The organism is Bacillus sp. DC4300-2b2, from assembly GCF_049895685.1.
Lineage (GTDB): Bacteria > Bacillota > Bacilli > Bacillales > Bacillaceae > Bacillus > Bacillus safensis.
Window position 1 is genome coordinate 318,526 of the sequence record NZ_JAFCSW010000003.1, and the last position, 20,761, is coordinate 339,286.

At 41.6% G+C, this 20,761-nt stretch carries 21 protein-coding genes and 1 other annotated feature; of the genes, 8 read left to right on the plus strand and 13 right to left on the minus strand.

Annotation, left to right across the window (positions count from 1 at the left end):
* Window positions 1-96 precede the first annotated feature (96 nt).
* Window positions 97-1,023, plus strand: coding sequence for an alpha/beta hydrolase (locus ACP69X_RS11565; protein WP_338527471.1), 927 nt, complete (start codon window positions 97-99; stop codon window positions 1,021-1,023).
* Between the two features lie 26 nt (window positions 1,024-1,049).
* On the opposite strand, the gene ACP69X_RS11570 is transcribed toward ACP69X_RS11565, so the two are convergent.
* The 5 genes from ACP69X_RS11570 to ACP69X_RS11590 all read right to left on the minus strand — a co-directional run bounded on the left by ACP69X_RS11570 (window position 1,050) and on the right by ACP69X_RS11590 (window position 4,722).
* Complete coding sequence (locus tag ACP69X_RS11570; protein ID WP_024428051.1) at window positions 1,050-2,312, minus strand: tetratricopeptide repeat protein; 1,263 nt, start codon at window positions 2,310-2,312, stop codon at window positions 1,050-1,052.
* Between the two features lie 301 nt (window positions 2,313-2,613).
* Window positions 2,614-2,853, minus strand: a complete 240-nt coding sequence (locus ACP69X_RS11575) for a YqkC family protein (RefSeq protein WP_024422884.1) — start codon at window positions 2,851-2,853, stop codon at window positions 2,614-2,616.
* 12 nt (window positions 2,854-2,865) lie between these two features.
* Complete coding sequence (locus tag ACP69X_RS11580; protein ID WP_041086027.1) at window positions 2,866-3,192, minus strand: iron-sulfur cluster biosynthesis family protein; 327 nt, start codon at window positions 3,190-3,192, stop codon at window positions 2,866-2,868.
* 79 nt (window positions 3,193-3,271) lie between these two features.
* Window positions 3,272-4,246: a GNAT family N-acetyltransferase gene (locus tag ACP69X_RS11585; protein WP_426052687.1), complete on the minus strand. Its 975-nt coding sequence runs from the start codon at window positions 4,244-4,246 to the stop codon at window positions 3,272-3,274.
* A complete protein-coding gene (locus ACP69X_RS11590) occupies window positions 4,243-4,722 on the minus strand; it encodes a GNAT family N-acetyltransferase (RefSeq protein WP_041086032.1) in 480 nt (159 codons plus the stop codon). The genes ACP69X_RS11585 and ACP69X_RS11590 overlap by 4 nt, the downstream gene beginning before the upstream one ends.
* A 273-nt stretch (window positions 4,723-4,995) precedes the next feature.
* Here ACP69X_RS11590 and ACP69X_RS11595 point away from each other — a divergent pair, with 273 nt between their 5' ends.
* The 4 genes from ACP69X_RS11595 to ACP69X_RS11610 all read left to right on the plus strand — a co-directional run bounded on the left by ACP69X_RS11595 (window position 4,996) and on the right by ACP69X_RS11610 (window position 8,625).
* Window positions 4,996-5,445, plus strand: a complete 450-nt coding sequence (locus tag ACP69X_RS11595) for a YfmQ family protein (protein WP_073979648.1) — start codon at window positions 4,996-4,998, stop codon at window positions 5,443-5,445.
* 152 nt (window positions 5,446-5,597) lie between these two features.
* Window positions 5,598-6,830, plus strand: coding sequence for a DNA polymerase IV (locus ACP69X_RS11600; protein ID WP_041086034.1), 1,233 nt, complete (start codon window positions 5,598-5,600; stop codon window positions 6,828-6,830).
* A 15-nt stretch (window positions 6,831-6,845) separates the two neighbouring features.
* Entirely contained in the window at window positions 6,846-7,190 is a 345-nt protein-coding gene (locus ACP69X_RS11605; RefSeq protein ID WP_041086037.1) for a YolD-like family protein, read from the plus strand.
* Between the two features lie 199 nt (window positions 7,191-7,389).
* Window positions 7,390-8,625, plus strand: a complete 1,236-nt coding sequence (locus ACP69X_RS11610) for an MDR family MFS transporter (protein WP_426052688.1) — start codon at window positions 7,390-7,392, stop codon at window positions 8,623-8,625.
* Window positions 8,626-8,658: 33 nt separating this feature from the next.
* Here ACP69X_RS11610 and coaA read toward each other — a convergent pair whose 3' ends face one another.
* A complete protein-coding gene (coaA, locus tag ACP69X_RS11615; RefSeq protein ID WP_024428044.1) occupies window positions 8,659-9,618 on the minus strand; it encodes a type I pantothenate kinase in 960 nt (319 codons plus the stop codon).
* Window positions 9,619-9,806: 188 nt separating this feature from the next.
* On the opposite strand from coaA, the gene ACP69X_RS11620 reads away from it, so the two are divergent.
* Complete coding sequence (locus ACP69X_RS11620; RefSeq protein WP_426052689.1) at window positions 9,807-11,135, plus strand: CoA-disulfide reductase; 1,329 nt, start codon at window positions 9,807-9,809, stop codon at window positions 11,133-11,135.
* A gap of 63 nt (window positions 11,136-11,198) precedes the next feature.
* Here the strand turns inward: ACP69X_RS11620 and ACP69X_RS11625 are convergent, their stop codons facing one another.
* Both ACP69X_RS11625 and ACP69X_RS11630 read right to left on the minus strand, forming a co-directional pair.
* Complete coding sequence (locus ACP69X_RS11625) at window positions 11,199-11,975, minus strand: SDR family NAD(P)-dependent oxidoreductase (RefSeq protein WP_039179737.1); 777 nt, start codon at window positions 11,973-11,975, stop codon at window positions 11,199-11,201.
* Window positions 11,976-11,987: 12 nt separating this feature from the next.
* Window positions 11,988-12,938 (minus strand): MBL fold metallo-hydrolase, encoded by a 951-nt coding sequence (locus tag ACP69X_RS11630; protein ID WP_426052690.1) that lies wholly within the window; start codon window positions 12,936-12,938, stop codon window positions 11,988-11,990.
* A 167-nt stretch (window positions 12,939-13,105) separates the two neighbouring features.
* Window positions 13,106-13,317: a binding site (T-box leader), on the plus strand.
* A 41-nt stretch (window positions 13,318-13,358) separates the two neighbouring features.
* On the opposite strand from ACP69X_RS11630, the gene proC reads away from it, so the two are divergent.
* A complete protein-coding gene (gene proC / locus ACP69X_RS11635; RefSeq protein WP_041086046.1) occupies window positions 13,359-14,186 on the plus strand; it encodes a pyrroline-5-carboxylate reductase in 828 nt (275 codons plus the stop codon).
* A gap of 49 nt (window positions 14,187-14,235) precedes the next feature.
* On the opposite strand, the gene ACP69X_RS11640 is transcribed toward proC, so the two are convergent.
* From ACP69X_RS11640 to ACP69X_RS11660, 5 genes are all read right to left on the minus strand, one after another.
* Entirely contained in the window at window positions 14,236-14,379 is a 144-nt protein-coding gene (locus ACP69X_RS11640; RefSeq protein WP_155761598.1) for a hypothetical protein, read from the minus strand.
* Between the two features lie 13 nt (window positions 14,380-14,392).
* Window positions 14,393-14,881: a DinB family protein gene (locus ACP69X_RS11645; protein WP_305960286.1), complete on the minus strand. Its 489-nt coding sequence runs from the start codon at window positions 14,879-14,881 to the stop codon at window positions 14,393-14,395.
* A gap of 19 nt (window positions 14,882-14,900) precedes the next feature.
* Window positions 14,901-16,157: an MFS transporter gene (locus ACP69X_RS11650; protein WP_073979644.1), complete on the minus strand. Its 1,257-nt coding sequence runs from the start codon at window positions 16,155-16,157 to the stop codon at window positions 14,901-14,903.
* Window positions 16,157-17,506: a coproporphyrinogen-III oxidase family protein gene (locus ACP69X_RS11655; RefSeq protein WP_073979724.1), complete on the minus strand. Its 1,350-nt coding sequence runs from the start codon at window positions 17,504-17,506 to the stop codon at window positions 16,157-16,159. Before ACP69X_RS11655 ends, ACP69X_RS11650 begins: the two co-directional genes overlap by 1 nt.
* Before the next feature lie 368 nt (window positions 17,507-17,874).
* The gene (locus ACP69X_RS11660; protein WP_073979643.1) at window positions 17,875-19,488 is read right to left on the minus strand and encodes a M20/M25/M40 family metallo-hydrolase; all 1,614 of its coding nucleotides are present in this window, start codon (window positions 19,486-19,488) and stop codon (window positions 17,875-17,877) included.
* A gap of 140 nt (window positions 19,489-19,628) precedes the next feature.
* On the opposite strand from ACP69X_RS11660, the gene namA reads away from it, so the two are divergent.
* Window positions 19,629-20,645, plus strand: a complete 1,017-nt coding sequence (namA, locus tag ACP69X_RS11665; RefSeq protein WP_426052691.1) for an NADPH dehydrogenase NamA — start codon at window positions 19,629-19,631, stop codon at window positions 20,643-20,645.
* The last annotated feature ends 116 nt before the right edge of the window (window positions 20,646-20,761 follow it).

A 20,761-nucleotide genomic window follows, 5' to 3' on the forward strand; every position in this document is an offset into this window, starting at 1 on the left:
ATCATCCGTTTTATTTTCTGAGCAAGAGGCACGTCAATCTACCCACATGTGGTATGATCGTCATAGAAAAAACTCCGGAAAGGAAGAATCGGCTAGATGAAGAAATGGATTGCTATATTTGCCTTCATATTATGTCCACTCGCTGTAATCGGCATTTTTTTCACCAATAAAATGATGTATATTCGAAAATTAACGGATGAAGAGCTCATCAAACGAGAATCAGATGGAGGCCATTATCATCACGAGGAATTTCAACAGCTGAAGAAAGAGAAAGTGTGTATTCCTTCAGCATTTGGTTATAATCTACATGGCTATTTTGTGCCTTATCCTCATACAACACGCACAATCGTACTTTGCCACGGTGTGACAGTCAGTTTGATTAATTCCGTTAAGTATATGAAATTATTCCAAAAGCTCGGATGGAATGTGCTGCTTTATGATCATAGAAGACATGGGATGAGCGGCGGGAAAACCACGAGTTATGGATATTATGAAAAAGAAGATCTAGCAAAGATCGTAAAGTGGCTCAGACAAAGACTCGGAGAAAGTGCCATCATTGGGATACACGGAGAATCAATGGGTGCAGTCACGACCTTGTTATATGCCGCAAAGCCGGAAACAAACGCCAATTTTTACATAGCAGACTGCCCTTTTGCTTCTTTTGAGGACCAGCTTCTTTATCGATTAAAAACAGATTTTCGCCTTTCAGGGCAATGGATTCTTTCACTAAGTGATCAAGTATTAAAATGGCGGGACGGATACCGCATCCGGCAAGTTTCTCCTCTTGATGTGATCGATGAGGTGAAAGAACCTGTACTTTTTATTCATAGCCGCCATGACGACTATATCCCCTGTGAGCAAAGTCAGCAGTTATATGCACGAAAAAAGGGTGACAAACAGTTATTTATTGCGCCACACGGTGCGCATGCAATGTCTTTTAGCGAAAATAAGGAAGCTTATGAGCAAGAAATTCAAGCATTTCTTCAAAGATTTGAATTGAATGAAAATAAAAGAGGAGAATGAACAGCAGTTCGTCCCCTCTTTTTGAGCTAACTTATGCGATAGTCACCACTGTTGTATGGTGTCTGCCCGCAAGCTCCATATGGCTCTCTTCCGATTGCTGCTGACTCATGACCGATAATCCTGCAGTTGCTGCCAATAAAAGAACTATCAAACTCGTTTTCATATAAATGACCCCCATTTTGAATTTTTGATATGGCTTGAATTTTCCTTTCGTAAAACCGGGTAGATACTTCAAACAGTCCAAGCTCATTGTAATAATGAGCCGCATCAAGTGCCAATTCCTCAATATCTGGGTATAAGCGCTTGTCCTCGAGCAGGTCTAATGTATCGTCTATGATTGTTATGTCTGCATCAACGTATAATGCTTTTAAGAACTGAAATTTGCAGATGTAAATTTCATCTTCTAATTCACAGGCCTTCATAATACCTTGTTGATAGAGGGTTAACGACTCTTCTATTTGTTTTTGTTTAAACAGGATTTGTGTCAGCATAAATAGTGGGTCTAGAGAGCGATTAAGATGGGTTAAATTCTCCTTTTCAAACACTTCAATAGAGTCTTTCAGATAACGGCTTGCTTCCGCAAGATCGTTCATTTGATAATAACAGTTACCTAAGTTGAAAAGGGCCGAACCTATGACTCGAGGGTTTCCAATTGAGCGTGCTCGCTTTAGAGCATTTTTAAAGTAGGGCAATGCATGTTCATAGCATTTCAAATCATCATAGTTTGCACCGATGACAAATTCACAGTGGATGATTCTCAGCGTGTACGTTCTGTAGGCAGAATACGTATCTAACGCTTGCAAGGCATAGTGCATCGAAAAGTGGGTTTGTTTCATGTGGTAGTAAATTTCTGCTAATTTAAAGTAAAATTCTGCTCTTTCTATATCATCTGATATAAGATTGAGCTTTTTTTCTGCTGAGCGGTAATAAGCAATAGCACTTAAATAGTTTCGCTGTTCAAATTCAAACATTCCTGTGAAAAAATGAACATAGTATTCAAGCATATCCGTTAATTTCGTTTGTGAATGTTCGATCGTTTCTAGCAAATTCTTAATTTCTTCATCATTTGAGGCTTTCTTTGCCGGTTCAAAATATTCAAGCATCACCTTGTGGCGAAAATCCATCAGCTGGTAAAACAATAACAAGTTTTGATCCTGCTCCATTTCGAGGATTTCCTGCTCGATCTCCGCCTTCAGCTTCTCTGCTTTCATCACATGAAATCCGCAAATCTGCCTATACCATTCGTTTATTTTGATTCCAACCTGAGGCGATGACAGCTTGAGCTTCAATTCACTTTAGCACCTCCCTTCTCATATACGATACATGTTGTATTCTATCACATTTCCTCGAATGGAAGAAATATGAAATGTCATTTTTCGCAAAGTTTTCGGTATCCCGCAATAAACGCTGCGAATGCCTATTTTTCGGCATTTACAGCCATTATTTTTTTATTTCCAGCTTGCTCATTTTGTCGAATTGTTTGTTGAAAAACTGCTTTTTTCGCTTCAAAAGATCATTTTTCAGATTAGACAACCGTGCGGTTTGATGAGATGATGAACGCACGAAAAAAACCCTTTCGAAAAAGGGCTCTTATAATACATCTGTTACTTGGTCCATATTCTCTTTGATCCAATTGACAGCTAATTCGAGCGTTGGAAATTCTTCCGTTTCAAATGTGACTTCATCTTGAAGAAGCCAAACGTCCTTTTTCACCGAATCCATTCCACCTATTGACCAGTGCAAAAGGCTATAGGGATGATTGTTATTTAAAAACGACACCCATGTTTTATTTTGTGCCGTATTTTGTATCACTTTTAGCTTTTGATCCACTACATTTCCACCTTACTTTACAAGTATACCCATTCTCGGGCTGAGTATTTGTTGAGGACTTTTCAACATGAGTGTGTTGGCTTTTTCATTAAAATCAATCGTCATTTCCTCGTCAAAAAAGACCTTTTGTGCTGTGTGTATGTACAGCTTAAAGAGCTGATTATGCTTGAGCTCTTCCCATTCGCCTGTTCTTTCACCTATGAGCCAAATCATTGGAACACCGCTTACCGCACAGCCGCACCCATCTGAATCATATCGAAGGAGCAGTTCTTTTGTTTCATGCGCTGCTTGTTGTTTTGTAAGGAACGCTGCTGCTGGTTCTGTTATATGAATATACATGCCGAACATCCTTTTTTCGTTGATTGTTACATTGTAACATATCAGTCATTAATTAAACATGTTCACGTCCTGCCAGCTCTTATGTCTGATCGTTTGTCTTTAACTGCTCTGACCAATTGTACGCTTCTTGTTCAATTTCTTTAATGAGCCCATCTTTTCCTTTCATATAACTTGCCATATCTTCAGGATAGGCTTTTGCCAATTGACGCTTTTTATCGGAATAGGCTTTGGCACGATCAGGTGCAGCTTTTAAATAATCTCGGAACACCAAATGCCTTTTTACATCATCATGTCCGGCTTCATAGGCGTGAACGTGATGTGTTCGGTTCAAGCCGCCTTTTCTAAAAAAACGTCTTCCCTTGAGTCCATTTTCTCCGAGCGGTTCATAACCAAGCTGGTGAAAAAGGTGGTTACACTCATCTAAGCTGCTGATATGCTTCACCTCTAGCAAGATATCAATAATTGGCTTAGCCGCCATTCCTATGACTGACGTACTGCCAATATGGTGGCCATATACCCAGTTGTCGCCAACTATCTTTTTCAGCTTGTCATGCTCATCTTGAAATTGTTTTGGCCAGCTCGATTGGTATTCAATCACTTCCACTTTTCGAAGCATCAAACGTTCCATCTTTGTTAACATCAGATTGTTTTCCACCTGCAAACGGTCCTTCTGTTTAAACCCTAGTTTTTCATAAAGCTTGATTGCTGGTATATTTGCTTCCGCTGTTGTGAGCTCAATTGTTTTTTGATGCTGGATTATGGATTGCAGGAGCGCTGTCCCGATTCCTTGTTTGACATGATGAGGGTGCACAGCTAACCGGCTGAGGATGATCCGATCGTCATGCAGTTCATATGAAGCGATCCCTAACAAATGCCCCTCTTTTTCAAATCCTATGAAAATTTCATTTGTTTCTATTATGTCTTTAACTGTTTCTTTTAAGGGCGGTAAATCTTGATAGCCAATTTGCTCTGCCTCCCGCTGATATGCAGCCAATTGGATATGTAACAGCTCTTTTGCTTGTTCTTTATTTTTTTGATCCAGTCTAATGATCATGCTTTCGCCTCCAGCTTTTTCACAAATAGCACCCTGTCTTCATGAATGCCGTCGTAATCTGAAAAAACTGAAATGCCATCAACCGTTTTATCTCCCTTTTCTATCTGAAAACCGAGCTTTGTATGGTAAGCAATCGAGACTTTATTGATAGGAGCTGTGATCGCCTTAATCGTTGTTCTTCCTTCCTTTTCAGCCGCTTCATAAAATGCTTGATAGAGAATTTTGCCAATCTTTAATTTTCTGTGGTCTGGATGTACCCCCACAAAGTGAATATACGCTTCATCTGAATGCGATTGCGATAAAAAACCGACTAAAAAGCCGATCAGTTCACCTTCTTCAACAACGACAAAACTTGTTTGCTGAAAATGTTCGAAAAATAGCTTTGGCAATTTTGCGCGCAAATCTCTGCCTCCCCACCAGCTTTGAATGACGGATGTGACCGCATAAAAATCTGACGGCTTCACTTGACGTATCATGATGGCCTCGCCCCTTTCCATTTTTAGCTGTACCGTTTCACAAAAAATCAACTGTTTCAATAGTCTACCTGTCTGATCGATTGTTTGTAAAGATGATGTATCAGCCTTTTTTCCTTTCAGCTTTGTTGGTTCTTCGTTCTTTCGCTGTCATCTCCTTTTAAATCTTCACACTTATTTCAAAAAGTTCACTTTTTGTGTGAAAGCTTTATTCTTTTGTTATGTTAAGATGGTTCATATAGGAAATGGAACAAATGTTTATTGGAGATGATGATATTGGTTTGGATTGTTACTTCACTTGTTGTGTTTAGTCTTTTAAAGCTGCTTGTCACTTCGCTGCCTTCCGGTGTTGTTGAACGCCTTTTTAGTCGTTATGCGGTGCATGCAAAAGTAACAAGTGATCAAACAACGATGACGTTTCAAGGACGTCCACTCGATGATCAGCAAACATCTGAAATTATTCAACATTTTAATGATGCGATCTTTATTGAACGCTATTATATTTATCCTGGTGACGAAGAGCGTTTTCTTCATCCACAGGAAGGACCGACGCCGCTTACCATGCAAACAAAGCTTGGCAAGCATGATGTGACCCTTTATCTGTATCATTACGATGACCACGTGGATGTGGTGCGGCAGTTTACCCATAAGCCTAAGAAAAAGCTAACGGCCTATCGTTTGCGTTCTGAGCCTCTCCAAACATCCAATAACTTGGCACATGCTTAAAATGACTCATTTTACACAGATGAGACGAAGTGGAGACACTTCGTCTTTTTTGTATGGATTTACACTCTTCTCTTTGAATGATTTACCAGTATCAATTTCACCTTCTGGCGGTTAAAATATATACAGAACATATGTTCTAAGAGGTGAAAATGATGAATGAACGAGCCATTCTGCTTGTGGATATGCAGTCGTTTTATGCGTCGGTCGAAAAAGTGGAGGCTCCCCATTTGAAGGATGTACCGCTCATCGTTTCAGGAGATCCCAAGCGGCGGAGCGGGGTCGTACTTGCGGCCTGCCCGCTCGCTAAAAAACGGGGCGTACAAAATGCATCAAGATTATGGGAAGCACAGGAAAAATGCCCTGAAGCCGTCGTTGTACGTCCACGTATGCAGCGTTATCTTGATGTTTCTGTCATGATGACAGAACTACTTGAACAATACACAGATCTTGTCGAACCCTATTCAATTGATGAACAGTTTCTTGATATTACGGGGAGTGTGACACTACTCGGTTCACCCCGCGAGATCGCCCAAAATATACAAACGACCATTATGAACCAAACGGGCATTTACGCACGTGTTGGCATTGGTCCTAATAAAGTACTTGCTAAAATGGCCTGTGACCATTTTGCTAAAAAAAACACATCTGGCATCTATGAGCTTCGTGCAGACCGAGTTGCGGCTGATTTATGGCCGCTTCCGGTCGGAAAACTATTTGGCGTCGGCAAACGAATGGAGCAACATTTAAAACGAATGGGCATCAGTACCATTGGGACGCTTGCTACTTATCCGTTAGACCGGCTAAAAAAGCGCTGGGGAATCAATGGGGAGCTTCTACAGCGAACAGCTTTAGGACACGACCCTTCCCCGGTCACTCTTCACACACATGATCAGCAAAAAGCGGTTGGTCATCATATGACCCTTCCCCATGATTATGCGTCCTTTGAGGACATTAAAGTCGCCATTCTTGAATTGAGTGAAGAAGTGGCAAGACGGGCGCGCTTTAAGCATTATGTTGGGCAAACGGTGTCTGTTGGCGTAAGAGGCGCTGATTTTTCTCATCCGACTGGATTTCATAGACAAATCAAGCTCCATTCACCCACACAGTACGGGACAGATATTGCAGACGCAGCCATTCAGCTATGCCAGCAGCACTGGGACGGCCAGCCCATTCGCAGTGTAGGTATTACTCTCTCACAGCTGCAGCCTGACAGCCAATATCAGCTGAGTTTATTTGATCACCATTTAAAAAAAGACAGACTCAGCAAAGTATTTGATGCCATCCATATGAAGTATGGACCTGCTGCACTCTTGCACGCTTCGTCACTAACAAGTGCAGGGCAGGCGTATCACCGCGCCGAAAAAATTGGTGGACATTACAAATAACGGAGGCGAACATCCATGAATCCCAATAAATTAACACCTGGATACAACATCATGTGGGAATCAAGCCGAATGATGCTCCCAGAGCACCGTGAACAGCTGCTTGCTCAAAAACGAAAGAAAAAAGAATACACGCCTCCTCCGCTGAGCACTGATCAGCTAGAGGAAATGAATTTTTTGATCACACAGTCGATTACAGAAGACCAAGCGATTTGCGTGACATATGCTGCAGCAGGTATGAAACAGCAGTTTTGGGGCTGGGTGAAAGCCATTCATTATGAAACGCAGCGCATAAAAATCGTCAATGATGAAGATGTTCTCCACCTGTCCTTACAGCAAATTGTCGCGATTGATCTTGATTAAATGGTCTTTAAGTGATCGTACGAATCAGCAGATTTAAAAGACATAGAAGCATCAGCAGAAAAAACATGCTCTCCAAATTTGCGAGCTATTCGGAGCTCCTCTGTCATATGGCGGATGTCTCCTCCATCAAATTGTGTATTTAATTTGCACAATTTTTCATGTATGATTGGAACATCTTAACACTCAGGGGAGAAACAGCATGAAAAATAACTTACGTACTTTACATCCACTTAGTTGGACGATCATCATCGGCACCATATTCGGCCGAATGGCGACGTCCATGAGCATTCCTTTTTTGGCCGTTTATTTGACACAAGTCAAAGGGGCTTCAGCTTCTTCAGCTGGGTTAATCATTGCCGTCAGCTCCCTTATTGGGATCGTGGCGAGTTTTTACGGCGGCTATGTTTCTGACCGAATCGGCAGGAAAAAGGTCATGCTTCTATCCATCTTCGGCTGGACACTTGTCTTTGTTGGCTTTGCGTTTGCAGATGCCATATGGGTCTTCTTTCTCATGAACGCTTTAAATGGACTGTGCCGGGCACTGTTTGAACCGACGTCTAAGGCACTCTTATCTGATGTCACCCCATCAAGTATTCGGTTGTTTGTTTTTAATTTACGGTATACGGCCATTAATATTGGTGTGATCTTCGGCCCGCTGCTTGGCTTATATCTCGGGTCATCGAAAACAACGTTTCCATTTCTTGTCGCTGCCTTCATTTATTTGTTATACGGTTTAACACTGGCCTGGCAATTTCAGAAACATCCAGTTGCTGCTCCAGAAAGCATGAAACAAATCAGCGTCAAAAAAGCCCTTTCCATTATCCAAAAAGATACGGTCTTTAGCATCATCCTTATCGGCGTTACCTTATGTTCGTTCGGGTATTCGCATTTAAGCTCAACACTGCCTCAATACTTATCCGCGTCACCTATGATTGAGGATGGTCCTAAACTGTTTGGATATCTTTTATCTCTAAATGCAGTCGTTGTCATTGTCGTACAATACCCCCTCATCATGATTGCGAAGCGTTACTCCACCATTTTGTCGCTGACCACTGGGAATATTCTTCTTGCCGGCAGTTTGTTTGCCATTGCTTTTTCACAGAGTCTCGGCATGCTTGCTTTCATCATTGTCGTGTTTACGATTGGGGAGGTTCTGCTGTTTGCGATGATGGATCTTTTTGTAGACAATATTGCAAAGCCTGAAGTGAAGGGGTCGTACTTTGGGGCGATGGGATTTTCTCAGCTCGGCAGCGTCATCGGACCATTTGTCGGCGGACTGTGCATTGACTATTTTGGCGCAGCCCATCCCCTCTCCATTTTTACGGTCTTGTCAATGATCACCATCGCAGGCGTTCCATTCTTACTCATAGGATATTACCGTTTAAAAAAGCGATCGGCGGCAGACGTAGCTATTAAAGTAAGTGGAGATCATTAAAAAAACCGCTCTCTCGTTTGAGCGGTTTTTTCTTTATACCCGGCGGATGGCGATCTCTTCCACCTTGTGCTGATCACCTTTTTTCAAAATGAGATCAGCTCGATATTTTGTCGGTAAAATATTTTGATATAAATTAGGGCGGTTCACAGTATTCCAAATGGTGCTTGCCATTTGATCTGCCTCTTCATCCGTCAAATCTTTATATTGATGAAAGAAGGATTCAGGGTCTTGGAAGGCTGTTTCCCTTAGCAAACGAAATCGTTCTTTATACCATGATTGAATTTGCGTTTCAGCGGCGTCTACATAAATCGAAAAATCAAAGAAATCTGATACAAACACACGCGGTTCATCCTTCAGATCATCCAGCGCTGGTGATTGAAGTACATTGATTCCTTCAATAATGACAATATCCGCATCCTCTACCGTTTCATACACCCCTTCTAGCCGATCATAGGTCAGATGAGAATATACCGGGGCATGCACAGTTTGTTTACCTGATTTTAATTCATTTAAAAAAGACAGCAGGGCTTTGACATCATAGCTTTCCGGGAAGCCCTTCTTTTCCATCAGCCCTCGATCCTTTAATTCTTTTTGAGGATATAAAAAGCCATCTGTTGTCACAAGACTCACCTTCAGCCCATCTCCAAGCCTTGATAAAAGCGTTTCAATGATACGAGCCGTTGTGCTTTTCCCGACAGCTACACTTCCAGCAATTCCAATTAAAAAGGGAATTTTGGCATGATGCGGGTAGTTTAAAAAGGCATTCACATGCTGATTTTTTTGTTTTTCTGCAAAGACATGTAATGTTAGAAAACGAATAAGCGGTATGTAAATATCTCGAACTTCTTCAAGCGATAAATAGTCATTTAACCCTTGCAGCGCTCTCGCTTCCTCTTCTGAAACTGATACCGGCATATATTCTCCAAGAGCGGCCCAGGCCTCTCTCGTATGGCGCGTGTATAGCGTATTAAAATCTAGTCGCGTGTCACTCAAAGTCTTTCCCACCAATCTTCACTAAACTCGTAACCCAAAAAGACGATAATCCGATTGTAGCTTAAAATGAAGGCGCTGTCTTTATTTTTCAACTAAAGTTTGCTTCTTTTGCAAAAAAAAGCATTAAAAAAAGGAATATGAGGGTAAATAAGAGTATTCAGTACGATAGATAGAAGGGAGCACACCAAATGAAATATGTGATGATTGGCGGAGATGCAGCTGGAATGAGCTGCGCTATGCAAATATATAGAGAGGATCCAGATGCACACATTGTTGCTTTTGAGAAAGGAGAGATTTTCTCATATGGACAGTGCGGACTTCCCTACTTGATCGGCGGTCTCATTGATCATCACAGTAAGCTGATCGCACGCAGTGCTGAAACCTTTCGTGAGAAATATGGAATTGACGCCAGATGCTTACACGAAGTGACCTCCATTGACCCAGAGCAAAAAACAGTGTCGGGTCATCATACAAAAACAAAAGAACCTTTTACAGAAAGCTATGACCGTCTTTTAATTGCAACAGGAGCAAGCCCTGTCACACTGGATTTAGACACTCAGCCATTAGAAGGCGTACACGTATTAAAAACCATCCCGCATGCGCTGTCCATTTTGAACCATTTAAAAAAGGACATCACACATGTCACCATCATTGGCGGTGGATATATCGGCCTTGAAATGGCTGAAAATTTAAAAGCGCTCGAAAAAAACGTACATATCATTCAGCGGGGAGCAGCACTCGGCCCGGGCTTTGACTCCGATATGGCAAAATACCTTAAAGAAGAGGCTGACGCCAAGGGTATTCACGTGTCGCTTGGAGAAACAGTGCAGCAATTAGAAGGCAAGTCACATGTCACAGCTGTTATCACAGACAAACAAACCATTCAAACAGATATGGTCATCATAGCCATCGGCGTTACTCCGCAAACCTCCTTTTTACATCATACCGGAATCAAGCGTCTTCAAAATGGCGCTATTGCAGTAAATCAATACATGCAAACCAATATAAAAGACATTTATGCTGCTGGTGATTGCGCGGCGACCTATCACCGCATCAAAAAATCACTGGATTATATTCCGCTTGGCACAACTGCGAATAAACAAGGGAGAATCGCAGGCTTTCATATGACAGGAACAAACCGGGCGTTTCAAGGCGTGACTGGAACAGCCATCATGAAATTTATGGAAGTGACAGCGGGAAGAACAGGCTTATCAGAAAAAGAAGCAAAAGCAGCGGACATTCCTTTCTCCGTGATCACGATTGATAGTACAGATCACGCGAAGTATTACCCAGAAGCGCAGAAAATGAAAGTGAAACTGATCTACAGAAGCGATGACCATACCTTGCTTGGTGCCCAAATCATCGGCAGAAACGGTGTAGATAAACGGATCGATATCGTGGCGGCTGCCCTTTACCAAGAGCTGACCATAACAGACCTTGAAGATTTAGATATTAGCTATGCACCGCCCTTTAACAGTGTATGGGACCCGCTTCAGCAAGCGGCAAGACGGATATAGAAAGACTTCTGCAATGAAGCCTTATCAAAAAAAGAAACCAGTTCAAAACCGGTTTCTTTTTTGTTACTTTTTCATCAACGCTTTGCGTGCTGCTTTTTCAAATAAAAATGGGAATAACTGATACAATTTGCTGCCAGCGTTCATCCACCCGGGCAGATTAATCTCTCTCTTTTTCGTCATCATGGCAGATACGACTTTGCCTGCCACCTTGTCCGCACTGAGCATCATAAAATCAACGTTCTTCACATATTCACCGCTGCGGTCAGCGATGGTAAAGAAATCTGTTGCAATCGGTCCTGGATTGACCGTTGTTACGTGAATACCTGAGTCTGCCAGCTCCATTCTGAGGCTGTTTGAAAATCCAAGAACAGCATGCTTTGATGCAGAATAAATGGCTGATTTGGGCGTCGCAACCTTTCCTGCCTGGGATGCGATATTGATAATATGTCCCTGCCCTCTTTGCTTCATCTCAGGGATGACCTTTTTCGTGCAGGCGATTAAGCCAAACACATTCACCTCAAACATCGACACCATTTCTTCGATGGACGCATCTTCGACGAGATCGAATACACCAAAGCCGGCATTGTTGACCAAAATATCGACCGGCCCCACTTCTTCATACGCGCGATCAATGTCCTCGAGCTGACTGACATCAAGCTGAGCGATGTGACACACCCCGCCAGCGCTCACAATTTTTTCTTTCACATCTGTAAGCTTTTCTGTTCGTCTTGCTGAAATAATGATCTCTGCGCCTTCTTCTGCTGCCAAGTACGCCATTTTTTCACCAATGCCCCCAGATGCGCCTGTAATCCAAATTCTTTTTCCTGTCAATCGCCCCATACGTTTCACTCCTTAGTTTGCCCTGTAATAGACGATTCCGTCTTTTTCAACTTCTTCAATTTGCCCAGCCGCTAAGAGCACATCAAGCTGACCGACTGTCTCTGACATCGTTAAAAATAAGGCCTCTTCATATAGCACTGGAAATAGCTTACGGCAAAGATGAAAGGCTGTCATTTCTTTTTGTTTGAGCAGCTGATACATTGTGTTTGCCCGTTTTTCTTGTTTCTTAAATCTTTCTTCGATCAATTCATGGTGAGCCGTGATGAGCTGACCGTGTCCCGGATAAATCGTCTTGATTGGCAGACGCAATAACCGATTGAGTGATGCTTTATATTGAAGCAGTGATTTTTGACGTTCCTCGCCTTCATCCGGTGCTTCCATTAACGGATTTGAGGAAATGGTCGTCAAAAGCAGGTCGCCGCCAATAAAATTCCCCGTTCTTTCGTCTAGAAAGGAAAGGTGAGACTGTGCGTGTCCGGGTGTTTCCATCACAAAGAAGTGTTCATGCCCACTTAAACGATCACCTTCTTTTATGACCTCATCTACATGTGAAGTACAAGAATATGTATAAGATTGCTTCACCATTTTTTCACACTCATTTTGTCGAAGCGGCACACCTAACTGCTGAAAAAAAAGAGTCATAAAGTCCACTTGACGCTGCTTAAACACTGGATCCTGACTAATATACGGCTCATTTAGCTGGTGCCCGATCACACGGACATGAGGTTTCATCAAATTCAATAGACCGACATGATCTGCATGATGATGGGTCAGCACCACTTGATCAATATCGTCTATCGATAAACGATGTTCCTTTAGTTGCGTGACAAAGGCATACTCTGCCTCTTCTGTCATCGGCCCGCAATCTACTAAGGTTACGGCCTCTCCTTTTAATACATATGCATGCACATCCCCAACGGCAAACGGCGTCGGGATGGATAATTGAATGATGTCTTCTTTCACTTTTATATGTCATCTCCTGCTTTTTGACTCATGATTGTGGGACTCAGTCTTCTTACTTCATTGTATCTTGCAAAAGGCAGACTGTCATGCGGTTTAGATGGGCAATTTTTTTAACTGCCCCTATTGACATAAACTTGTCCATCGTTGCATAATGAACAACAAATATATGATGCGCGATGACAAGGATTAGTAAGCAAAATAATGATGCAAGAGAGTGAGGTCCGCCGGCTGTAAGACTTCACCATCCTCTTATTTGCTGAACCTGCCCTTTGAGCTGTTAGGCAAACCTAAACGTTTCCCGCGTTAAGGGACTAGAGCTGAGTATGCATGTTTGCATGCTAATTGAGGGTGGTACCGCGAAAAACCTTTCGTCCTTTTCAGGCGAGAGGTTTTTTTATTTTCTACAAGGAGGAGCAGCTTATGAGTAAAATTGGATTTATCGGTGCAGGCTCGATGGCAGAGTCTATGATCAAAGGTTTATTAAAAAGCGGAATGATGTCGAATGAAGATATCATTGTCACAAACAAAACGAATGAAAAACGATTAGAGGAATTACAGGTACGTTATGGAGTTAAAACGGATTTCGCTCGCTCCTTTATTTATGAAGAAGCAGATATTCTCGTTTTTGCCTTAAAACCGAAGGATGCAGAAAGCGGAATTTCTGAAGTTCAGCCTCATTTACATGGCCAGCTGATCATTTCTATTTTAGCGGGTATTTCCATTGAAACGATTCAACACTATGCTGGAGGAAAGAGTGCAGTCGTTCGTGCGATGCCAAATACATCAGCGGCGATTCAGCAGTCAGCAACAGGTATTGCCGTAAGTCAAGAAGTGACTGAGGAGCAAAAGAAAAAGGCCGTCGAGCTGTTTGAAACAATCGGGCATGTCACCGTATTAGATGAATCGCAGCTAAATGCGGTAACAGCCATCGCAGGCAGCGGCCCTGCCTTCATTTATCATTTGATTGAAGGAATGGAGCGAGGTGCTTCGGAACTTGGAATGGACCAAGCAACTGCGAAATTACTCATTTGCCAAATGATTGCAGGCGCCGCCAATATGCTTCAAGACAGCGGAAAAGAACCTGCCGAACTGCGCAAAGAAATCACAAGTGAAGGCGGAACAACAGAAGCCGGCCTGAACACACTGGCTGCCTATCAATTTGAAGAAGCTGTTGTCGATTGTGTCAAAACAGCCACTAAACGCGCAGCAGAATTAAACGAAATGTTTTCAGCAAGCACGTATAAATGAATTTGAAAAGCACCTGTTTTGATGCAGGTGCTTTTTCACATATACCCCTCTATTTTTTTTCGCTGGCCACTGGGTGTGAATTTCGTGATTCACACTTCGGTTCTTTCTGTTCTTTACTAGAAATGGCTTGTTGTAATAAAGAATCACGTGCCTGATAAAAATTCACATCAACTAACAATTCTTGATGCTTCACTATTAGCACCTCCTCATGTAGATGATTCACTCATTGACATGATGGCTTTGATTTGATCCAGATGATGTTGTTCATGTAAAGCGATGGTTTCAGCTAATATTTGAACGGTCATCAGTCCTTCTTCCGGATGCAGGCCTGATTGTTCCCATATATCTTTTTCTAATAGCCGAAGCGTGTTGTATCTTCTCTCTTTCATCCGTTTGATCAATGCTTTGATCTCCTCTGCGTTATACCATTCATACGCTCTTTCTTTCACATACATTTCAGGATCATACGATTGAAAGGACGTTTGATCATCTGATATCGCCTGCTCTATCCGCTCTGACCAGACTTCTTCTGTGTCATACAAATGCCCGGCGAGCTGCTTGATTGACCACTTCCCCTCCCCCAAAGATTGATCCAGTGTGTTATCATTACAAGCCTCCACTAGCTTCTCAAGTTCACGCATACTTTCCTGAAGCGATGTGATGATGTCTGTTTTTGTTAATTTCCCAGTTTCCATTACGCAATCAACGTCCCCTTTACAGTGAATGCATTTCTACTTTTGATTTATCTTGATGCTTTCCTTTTAGTAGCAGGAAGCTGTTCATTAAACCTGCTACTATCACAAGCCCGGCCATCCCTATAGCGATGACATGTATAGGAATCAAATCTCCGATAAATGCCATGAGGATAAACCCACTAATATAAAATATGCGTGATAATGCAAGACCTACTGAAAAAACACGGGCTCTTAAATGACTGCTTGCATAGGTCATAATATTAGTAGAATACAAAACTTCGACTGGACTATATAAAAGATTGGCTAATAAAACAACAATCAAAAATCCAATAAAAGTCGTTTGTTGATACGACAATGCATGTAATATCGCAAGCAATATAACCGCTAACGTGGACCACCTTTTATAAAATTGAAAGGAGAATTTCGCTTTTTTGAAGTACGCTGCAAGTGTAAGTCCACCGATAATTTGCCCTAGTCCACTAATTGTATGACCAAGGCCCAAGCCAAAATTCCCTTCTCTGGCCACTTCTAAAATATACAGACTAAATAAAACATAAACGATGCTTAAAGCAAACTCTCTTGACATCAATATCCATATGGCGCTTTGAATTTTGGGTGATCCTTTGATTTCTTTAATCCCTTCTTTAAAACTTTGAACATATGACACATACTCTTTTTTTTCAGATGCTTCTTTCGCTTTAATAGGAATTAACAGCATAGCTGATAATAAAAATGTCAGCGCATCTACTAAATAAATTGTAGAAATTGACCAAATTTCTGTCACCAACCCGCCTAATCCTGTCGCGATGAGCATCGATGCGCTAAAAGATGTGGCCAGTATACTATTCCCCTTAGAAAGCTGCTCCTTAGCAATGATTTCAGGTATCATAGATGAACGAGCTGGCAGATAAATACCAGAGAAAGCACCATTTAACGCCAATAATAAATAAAGGATAAACGGTGTAACATTCATTGTGACAACTAAAACAAACCCCAGTCCAATGATAAAACGTGCCACATCTGCGAATATCACAACTTTTTTGTAAGAAAACTTATCTATAATTGGGCTCAAAAGCATAGATGTTAAAATGAGAGGGAGCATGGAACAAATAAATAGAATGCTTAGATGAGTCGCTTTCCCAGTAAGTTCATAAATTAAACCAATCGTCGCTATCGTTCTAAACCAATCTCCAAAAGCTGATAAGTTTTGCCCAATAAAGAAACAGACAAAATTTTGATCTTTGAATAGCGATGTCGTTTCTTTCTTTGAAACCATTAGAGGAGCACCTCAGTCGACTCGTACCAACCTAACTCTTTTTGCATAAACTCCACGGCTTGATCATAATTTTCTCTCTCTTTTTCTGGTATAAGATCAACTAAGATCGCCGGATACCATGGCTTCGCTTCTTCTTTGATTAAAAAATATTGCTCCGCTTCTTCAACTACTCCTTTCATTATGAGCAGGTGTAGTTTACGATAGATTTCTTCACGTTTTGGCATTCGATTCAGATGCGTTTTTTCTATTTTCATTGTTTTAGGGAAGAAGACGAGTCTTCTATCAAAAGCATGATATTCTCTAGATTTAACAATAGGTAATTCTTGATTCGTTAGGCTTTCGATATACTTTTGCGTATTTCCTTCATTTGACCATATCATGCCTTGCATATAGGAGATCGCTCCTGTTCCCAAACCAATATATTGATCTTCATATCCTCCGTAAATCACTTCGCCATATTGAAAACGTTTATTCTGATGCTCTGGAGCCATAAACGTATACACATAATTTTGATGCCAGCCATTCGTTTTTAAATGACGATATAATGTATCACTAAACTCAAATTTTTCTTTAGGATTTGGCGGCATTGGCACCTTGCCTTTGTTAATTTTTGATAACCATCCCTTTGAACAAGCAATATATTCTAGTGGATACGTATCAATACTTGTGCTTCCTAATGCCATCACTCCATTTATGTCCTCAATCATCTCTTCTTTCGTTTGTCCAGGCAGCTGATAAAGCAAATCAATATTATAAGATTGGAAATGACGTCTCATTAAGTCCACAGTCTGAGAGATTTGATCAAAACTAGCCGTTAAGTTGAACATTTTCCGATAGTGTTCATTTAATGTTTGGACACCAAAGCTCCCTCTGTTGGCTCCACCTTCAGCCATAGCAGCCACTCTTTCTGGCGTAGCTGTTTTTGCTTCACATTCAAATGTCCATTCATAATCAGCAGATAATGAGAAATTTTCTTTTATAGCGGTCGAAAGTCGATAGATTAGCTCTGGGGGCATTATGGAAGGAGTCCCTCCACCAACGAACACCACATCAAACGTCATTTTTTGGATATTAGGAGATTGGGATAAGATACGCATCTCATTGATTAAAGCATCTATATATTTTCCGATAATGGGCTCATATTTCGTAGATTTAATAAAAGGACAAAACGAACAAATCGTATCGCAGAAAGGGATATGTAAATATAAAGCGTTTTTCCCTTTTTGAAATGTTCGCTCTTTCTGAATGAATTCTGTCACACGAGATTGTGCTCCTTCTTGGCTCGCTTGGCCAAAAAACGGATAAAGAAAATTCCACAAAGACGGATGCTCATCATAATAACTTTTCATATTTGACAATTATCTCACCCAACTCTCGTCTATTTTTATCCTACATACAAATTCACAGAGAAGCTAAATAAAGCACTTCTCTGCGAAAAACTCTTTTCAGTAAGTATTGATTCTATTCATTAGATTGCAATCCACTCGTTACGCTTCATTTTTATCACCTCCTTTTAATTAGAATAATTGTAACTTAATTACATAATTGATTATAATAGACTTTTCTGAATATTTCAATCATTTTCACTATTTTTTGTAAGGACTATTGTTTTAAATACAATTTACGTATGAAACTTTTGGTATAACCATGAAAATATAGACTGAACATTCACAACCAAAAGCCCTATCATCAAGATAGGGCTCTTCATCACATCTACTTACTTTTTCTCTAATAAAGCATGAATCGTTGATTCTAGTAATTCTGGCAAAATGCCAAAAGAGAACGGGACGTGCAGCCGCTCTGTCCATTTGTGCGGGTCCTTTCCTAATGGACCCACGTTGATGACTGGAACGTAAAGGGCTTCCTTTTCTCCTTGTGGTAAAGAATAGCCTTTTTGGTAAAGTGGCATATTGGTCGTGTAATGACCTACCTCCTGCTTTTCGAGCTGTAAGTAACTTAAATCAGACAATCCCGGGAAATATTTCACTTCCTCCACTTCAAGTCCGTACGCCTCTTTTGCCTCTTCTTGAATCTTCTTTAATGTCGTCTGAATATGCGGATCTTCTGTTGAGGACACAGAAGGGTAAAATGGCGGACTATAAAATAGAACAATCAGCGGTCCTTCTTCCTTACAAAGCGTCGTCAGCTCCGAGACAATTTTCGTTGAAAAATCACGATCTCCAAGCTCACCTCGGTTGGCGAATGCATAGTTGACAATGCGCTCGACTTCCTGTTCACCAGAGCGTTCTGCGGCTTTTTGATACAGCTCGTGATACGTGAGAACCGTAACCCTCGCATCGATGGGTGTAAAGTGTTTGAAGCGCTGAAAGTCAGCTGTTTTTTGCTGAAGATTGGCCTCGATTTGGTCTGCGGCTTGTTTCGCAGTATCATAGAGAAGGCAATGCAGTTCTTCACTTGAACGTTTCATCATGAGCACATTAAATAAAGATACGGCTGTGTGAGGTGTTTGAACGGAATAGGCTTCTTTTAAGTCTTTTTGCATTAAGTTCGTAGGGGGAGGTGTTACTTCACCATCTACTTCCTCACAATAATCACTATTGAGCTCTAACAGCCGGTTTAGTTCAGATACCATAAAATTCGCATTTAAGCCTGAGAATGGCTCTCCTACATGCGTTTCAATCCCTTTACAGAAAAATCCAGCTAATACCTTTCCTATACTGCCTGTATACATATAATGATGTTCATCCCCTGGATACTTTTCAAACATGGGCTCACTGTTTAAACACGCGGTATAGTCAAGGTCATGCTTTTCTTTAAGCTCCTTTAGTTTCGGGACAGCCTCAAGCATTCCTTGTGAATTCACTTCTTCATCAGGGACTGTGACGAGCAGGACATTTCCATCAAATGTTTCTGTCATCGCTCTTTCCAGCATAGAAAGCTGCACGGTGAGACCTGCTTTCATATCCATGGCCCCTCTCCCAAACAGCCAGTCGCCTGAAGCAAGGTCCTCTTTTGCCCTCTTTGGAAGAAGCGCACTTTTTTGCGAAAAGGATGCCATTAACTCTTCAGGCTTGCATGCCATGTTTTGGAATTCGCCGTAATCTTCTGTATCAACTACATCAAAGTGACTAAGAAGCAGCACGGTACACCGCAGCGTACTGCGCTTCACAAGTGCCGTTAAATAATACCGGCCATCTTTCATCGGATGCAAAGCCAAATGATCAGGGTTCTGCTCAAAATAAGGCCGTTCCCTTAGCAAATAATATAAGTATTCCGCTAACGCGACTTCTCCTGTTGTACCTGATATGCTTTCATATTGCATAAGAGCTGTCAGGAGCTCCTTTAGTTCACTCTCTGTTTGCCATTTCATCCGTTCTCCCCCTTTGATGTCTCTATCTCTCCATTATACAAAAACGTGTATAAAAGCTATATTCTTTGAGCACCTTTTATGACGAAAGTTTGAATGGCTGTTATAATCGGCTATACAATTCCATGAGGAGGCGAAGGTATTTGGAAACAAAACTCTTTTCACCTTGGACATTAAAAGGTGTTACACTGAAAAACCGCATCGTGATGTCCCCGATGTGTATGTATTCATCCTATGACTGTGATGGGAAATTACAGCCTTTCCACTTCACACATTATATTTCCCGTGCACAAGGTCAGGCTGGCCTCATCATGGTGGAAGCAAGTGCTGTATCTCCTGAGGGAAGAATTAGTGATCAAGACCTCGGTATTTGGAGCGATGAGCACATTGAAGGATTTGCTTCATTAAACGAACAAATCAAAGCATACGGAACGAAGACAGCCATCCAGCTAGCCCATGCAGGACGTAAAGCTGAACTTGATGGGGACATCCTTGCACCATCAAGCATTCCATTTGATGAAACATCTAAAACCCCTGTCGAGATGTCTGTTGATCAAATCAAAGATACCGTTCAGGCGTTTCAGGATGCAGCTGTACGGGCAAAAAAAGCGGGCTTTGACATCATTGAAATTCATGGTGCACATGGCTATTTGATCAATGAATTTCTTTCACCGCTGGCGAACCACCGAACAGACGACTATGGCGGTTCACCAGAAAACCGCTATCGTTTCTTAAGAGAAGTCGTAGACGCAGTCAACGCCGTATGGGACGGACCTTTATTTGTCCGTGTGTCGGCTTCTGATTACACAACAAAAGGACTTGATATTGCAGATTATATTGGCATTGCCACTTGGCTCAAAGAGCAAGGTGTCGACTTAATCGATGTCAGCTCAGGTGCTGTCGTACAGGCGAAAATCAACACATTCCCCGGCTATCAAGTAACATTCGCTGAGAAAATAAAAGAAGGTGCCGGCATTCAAACAGCAGCTGTCGGTCTGATCACATCTGGTGTACAGGCAGAGGAGATTTTACGAAATCAGCGTGCAGATTTGATCTTTATTGGCAGAGAATTTTTACGCGATCCATACTTTCCAAAAACAGCTGCTCAAGAGCTCCGTACATCCATTGAAAGCCCGCGTCAATATGATCGCGCTTGGTAAAAGCTCTTAGGAAAAAGGGTGTCTATTTTTCGAAATAGGCATCTTTTTTGTTTTTAAGAGAAACATATCTGCCTTTTGTGCCGTCTTTTAGCTAAAGAACCACTTAGAGGAGATGG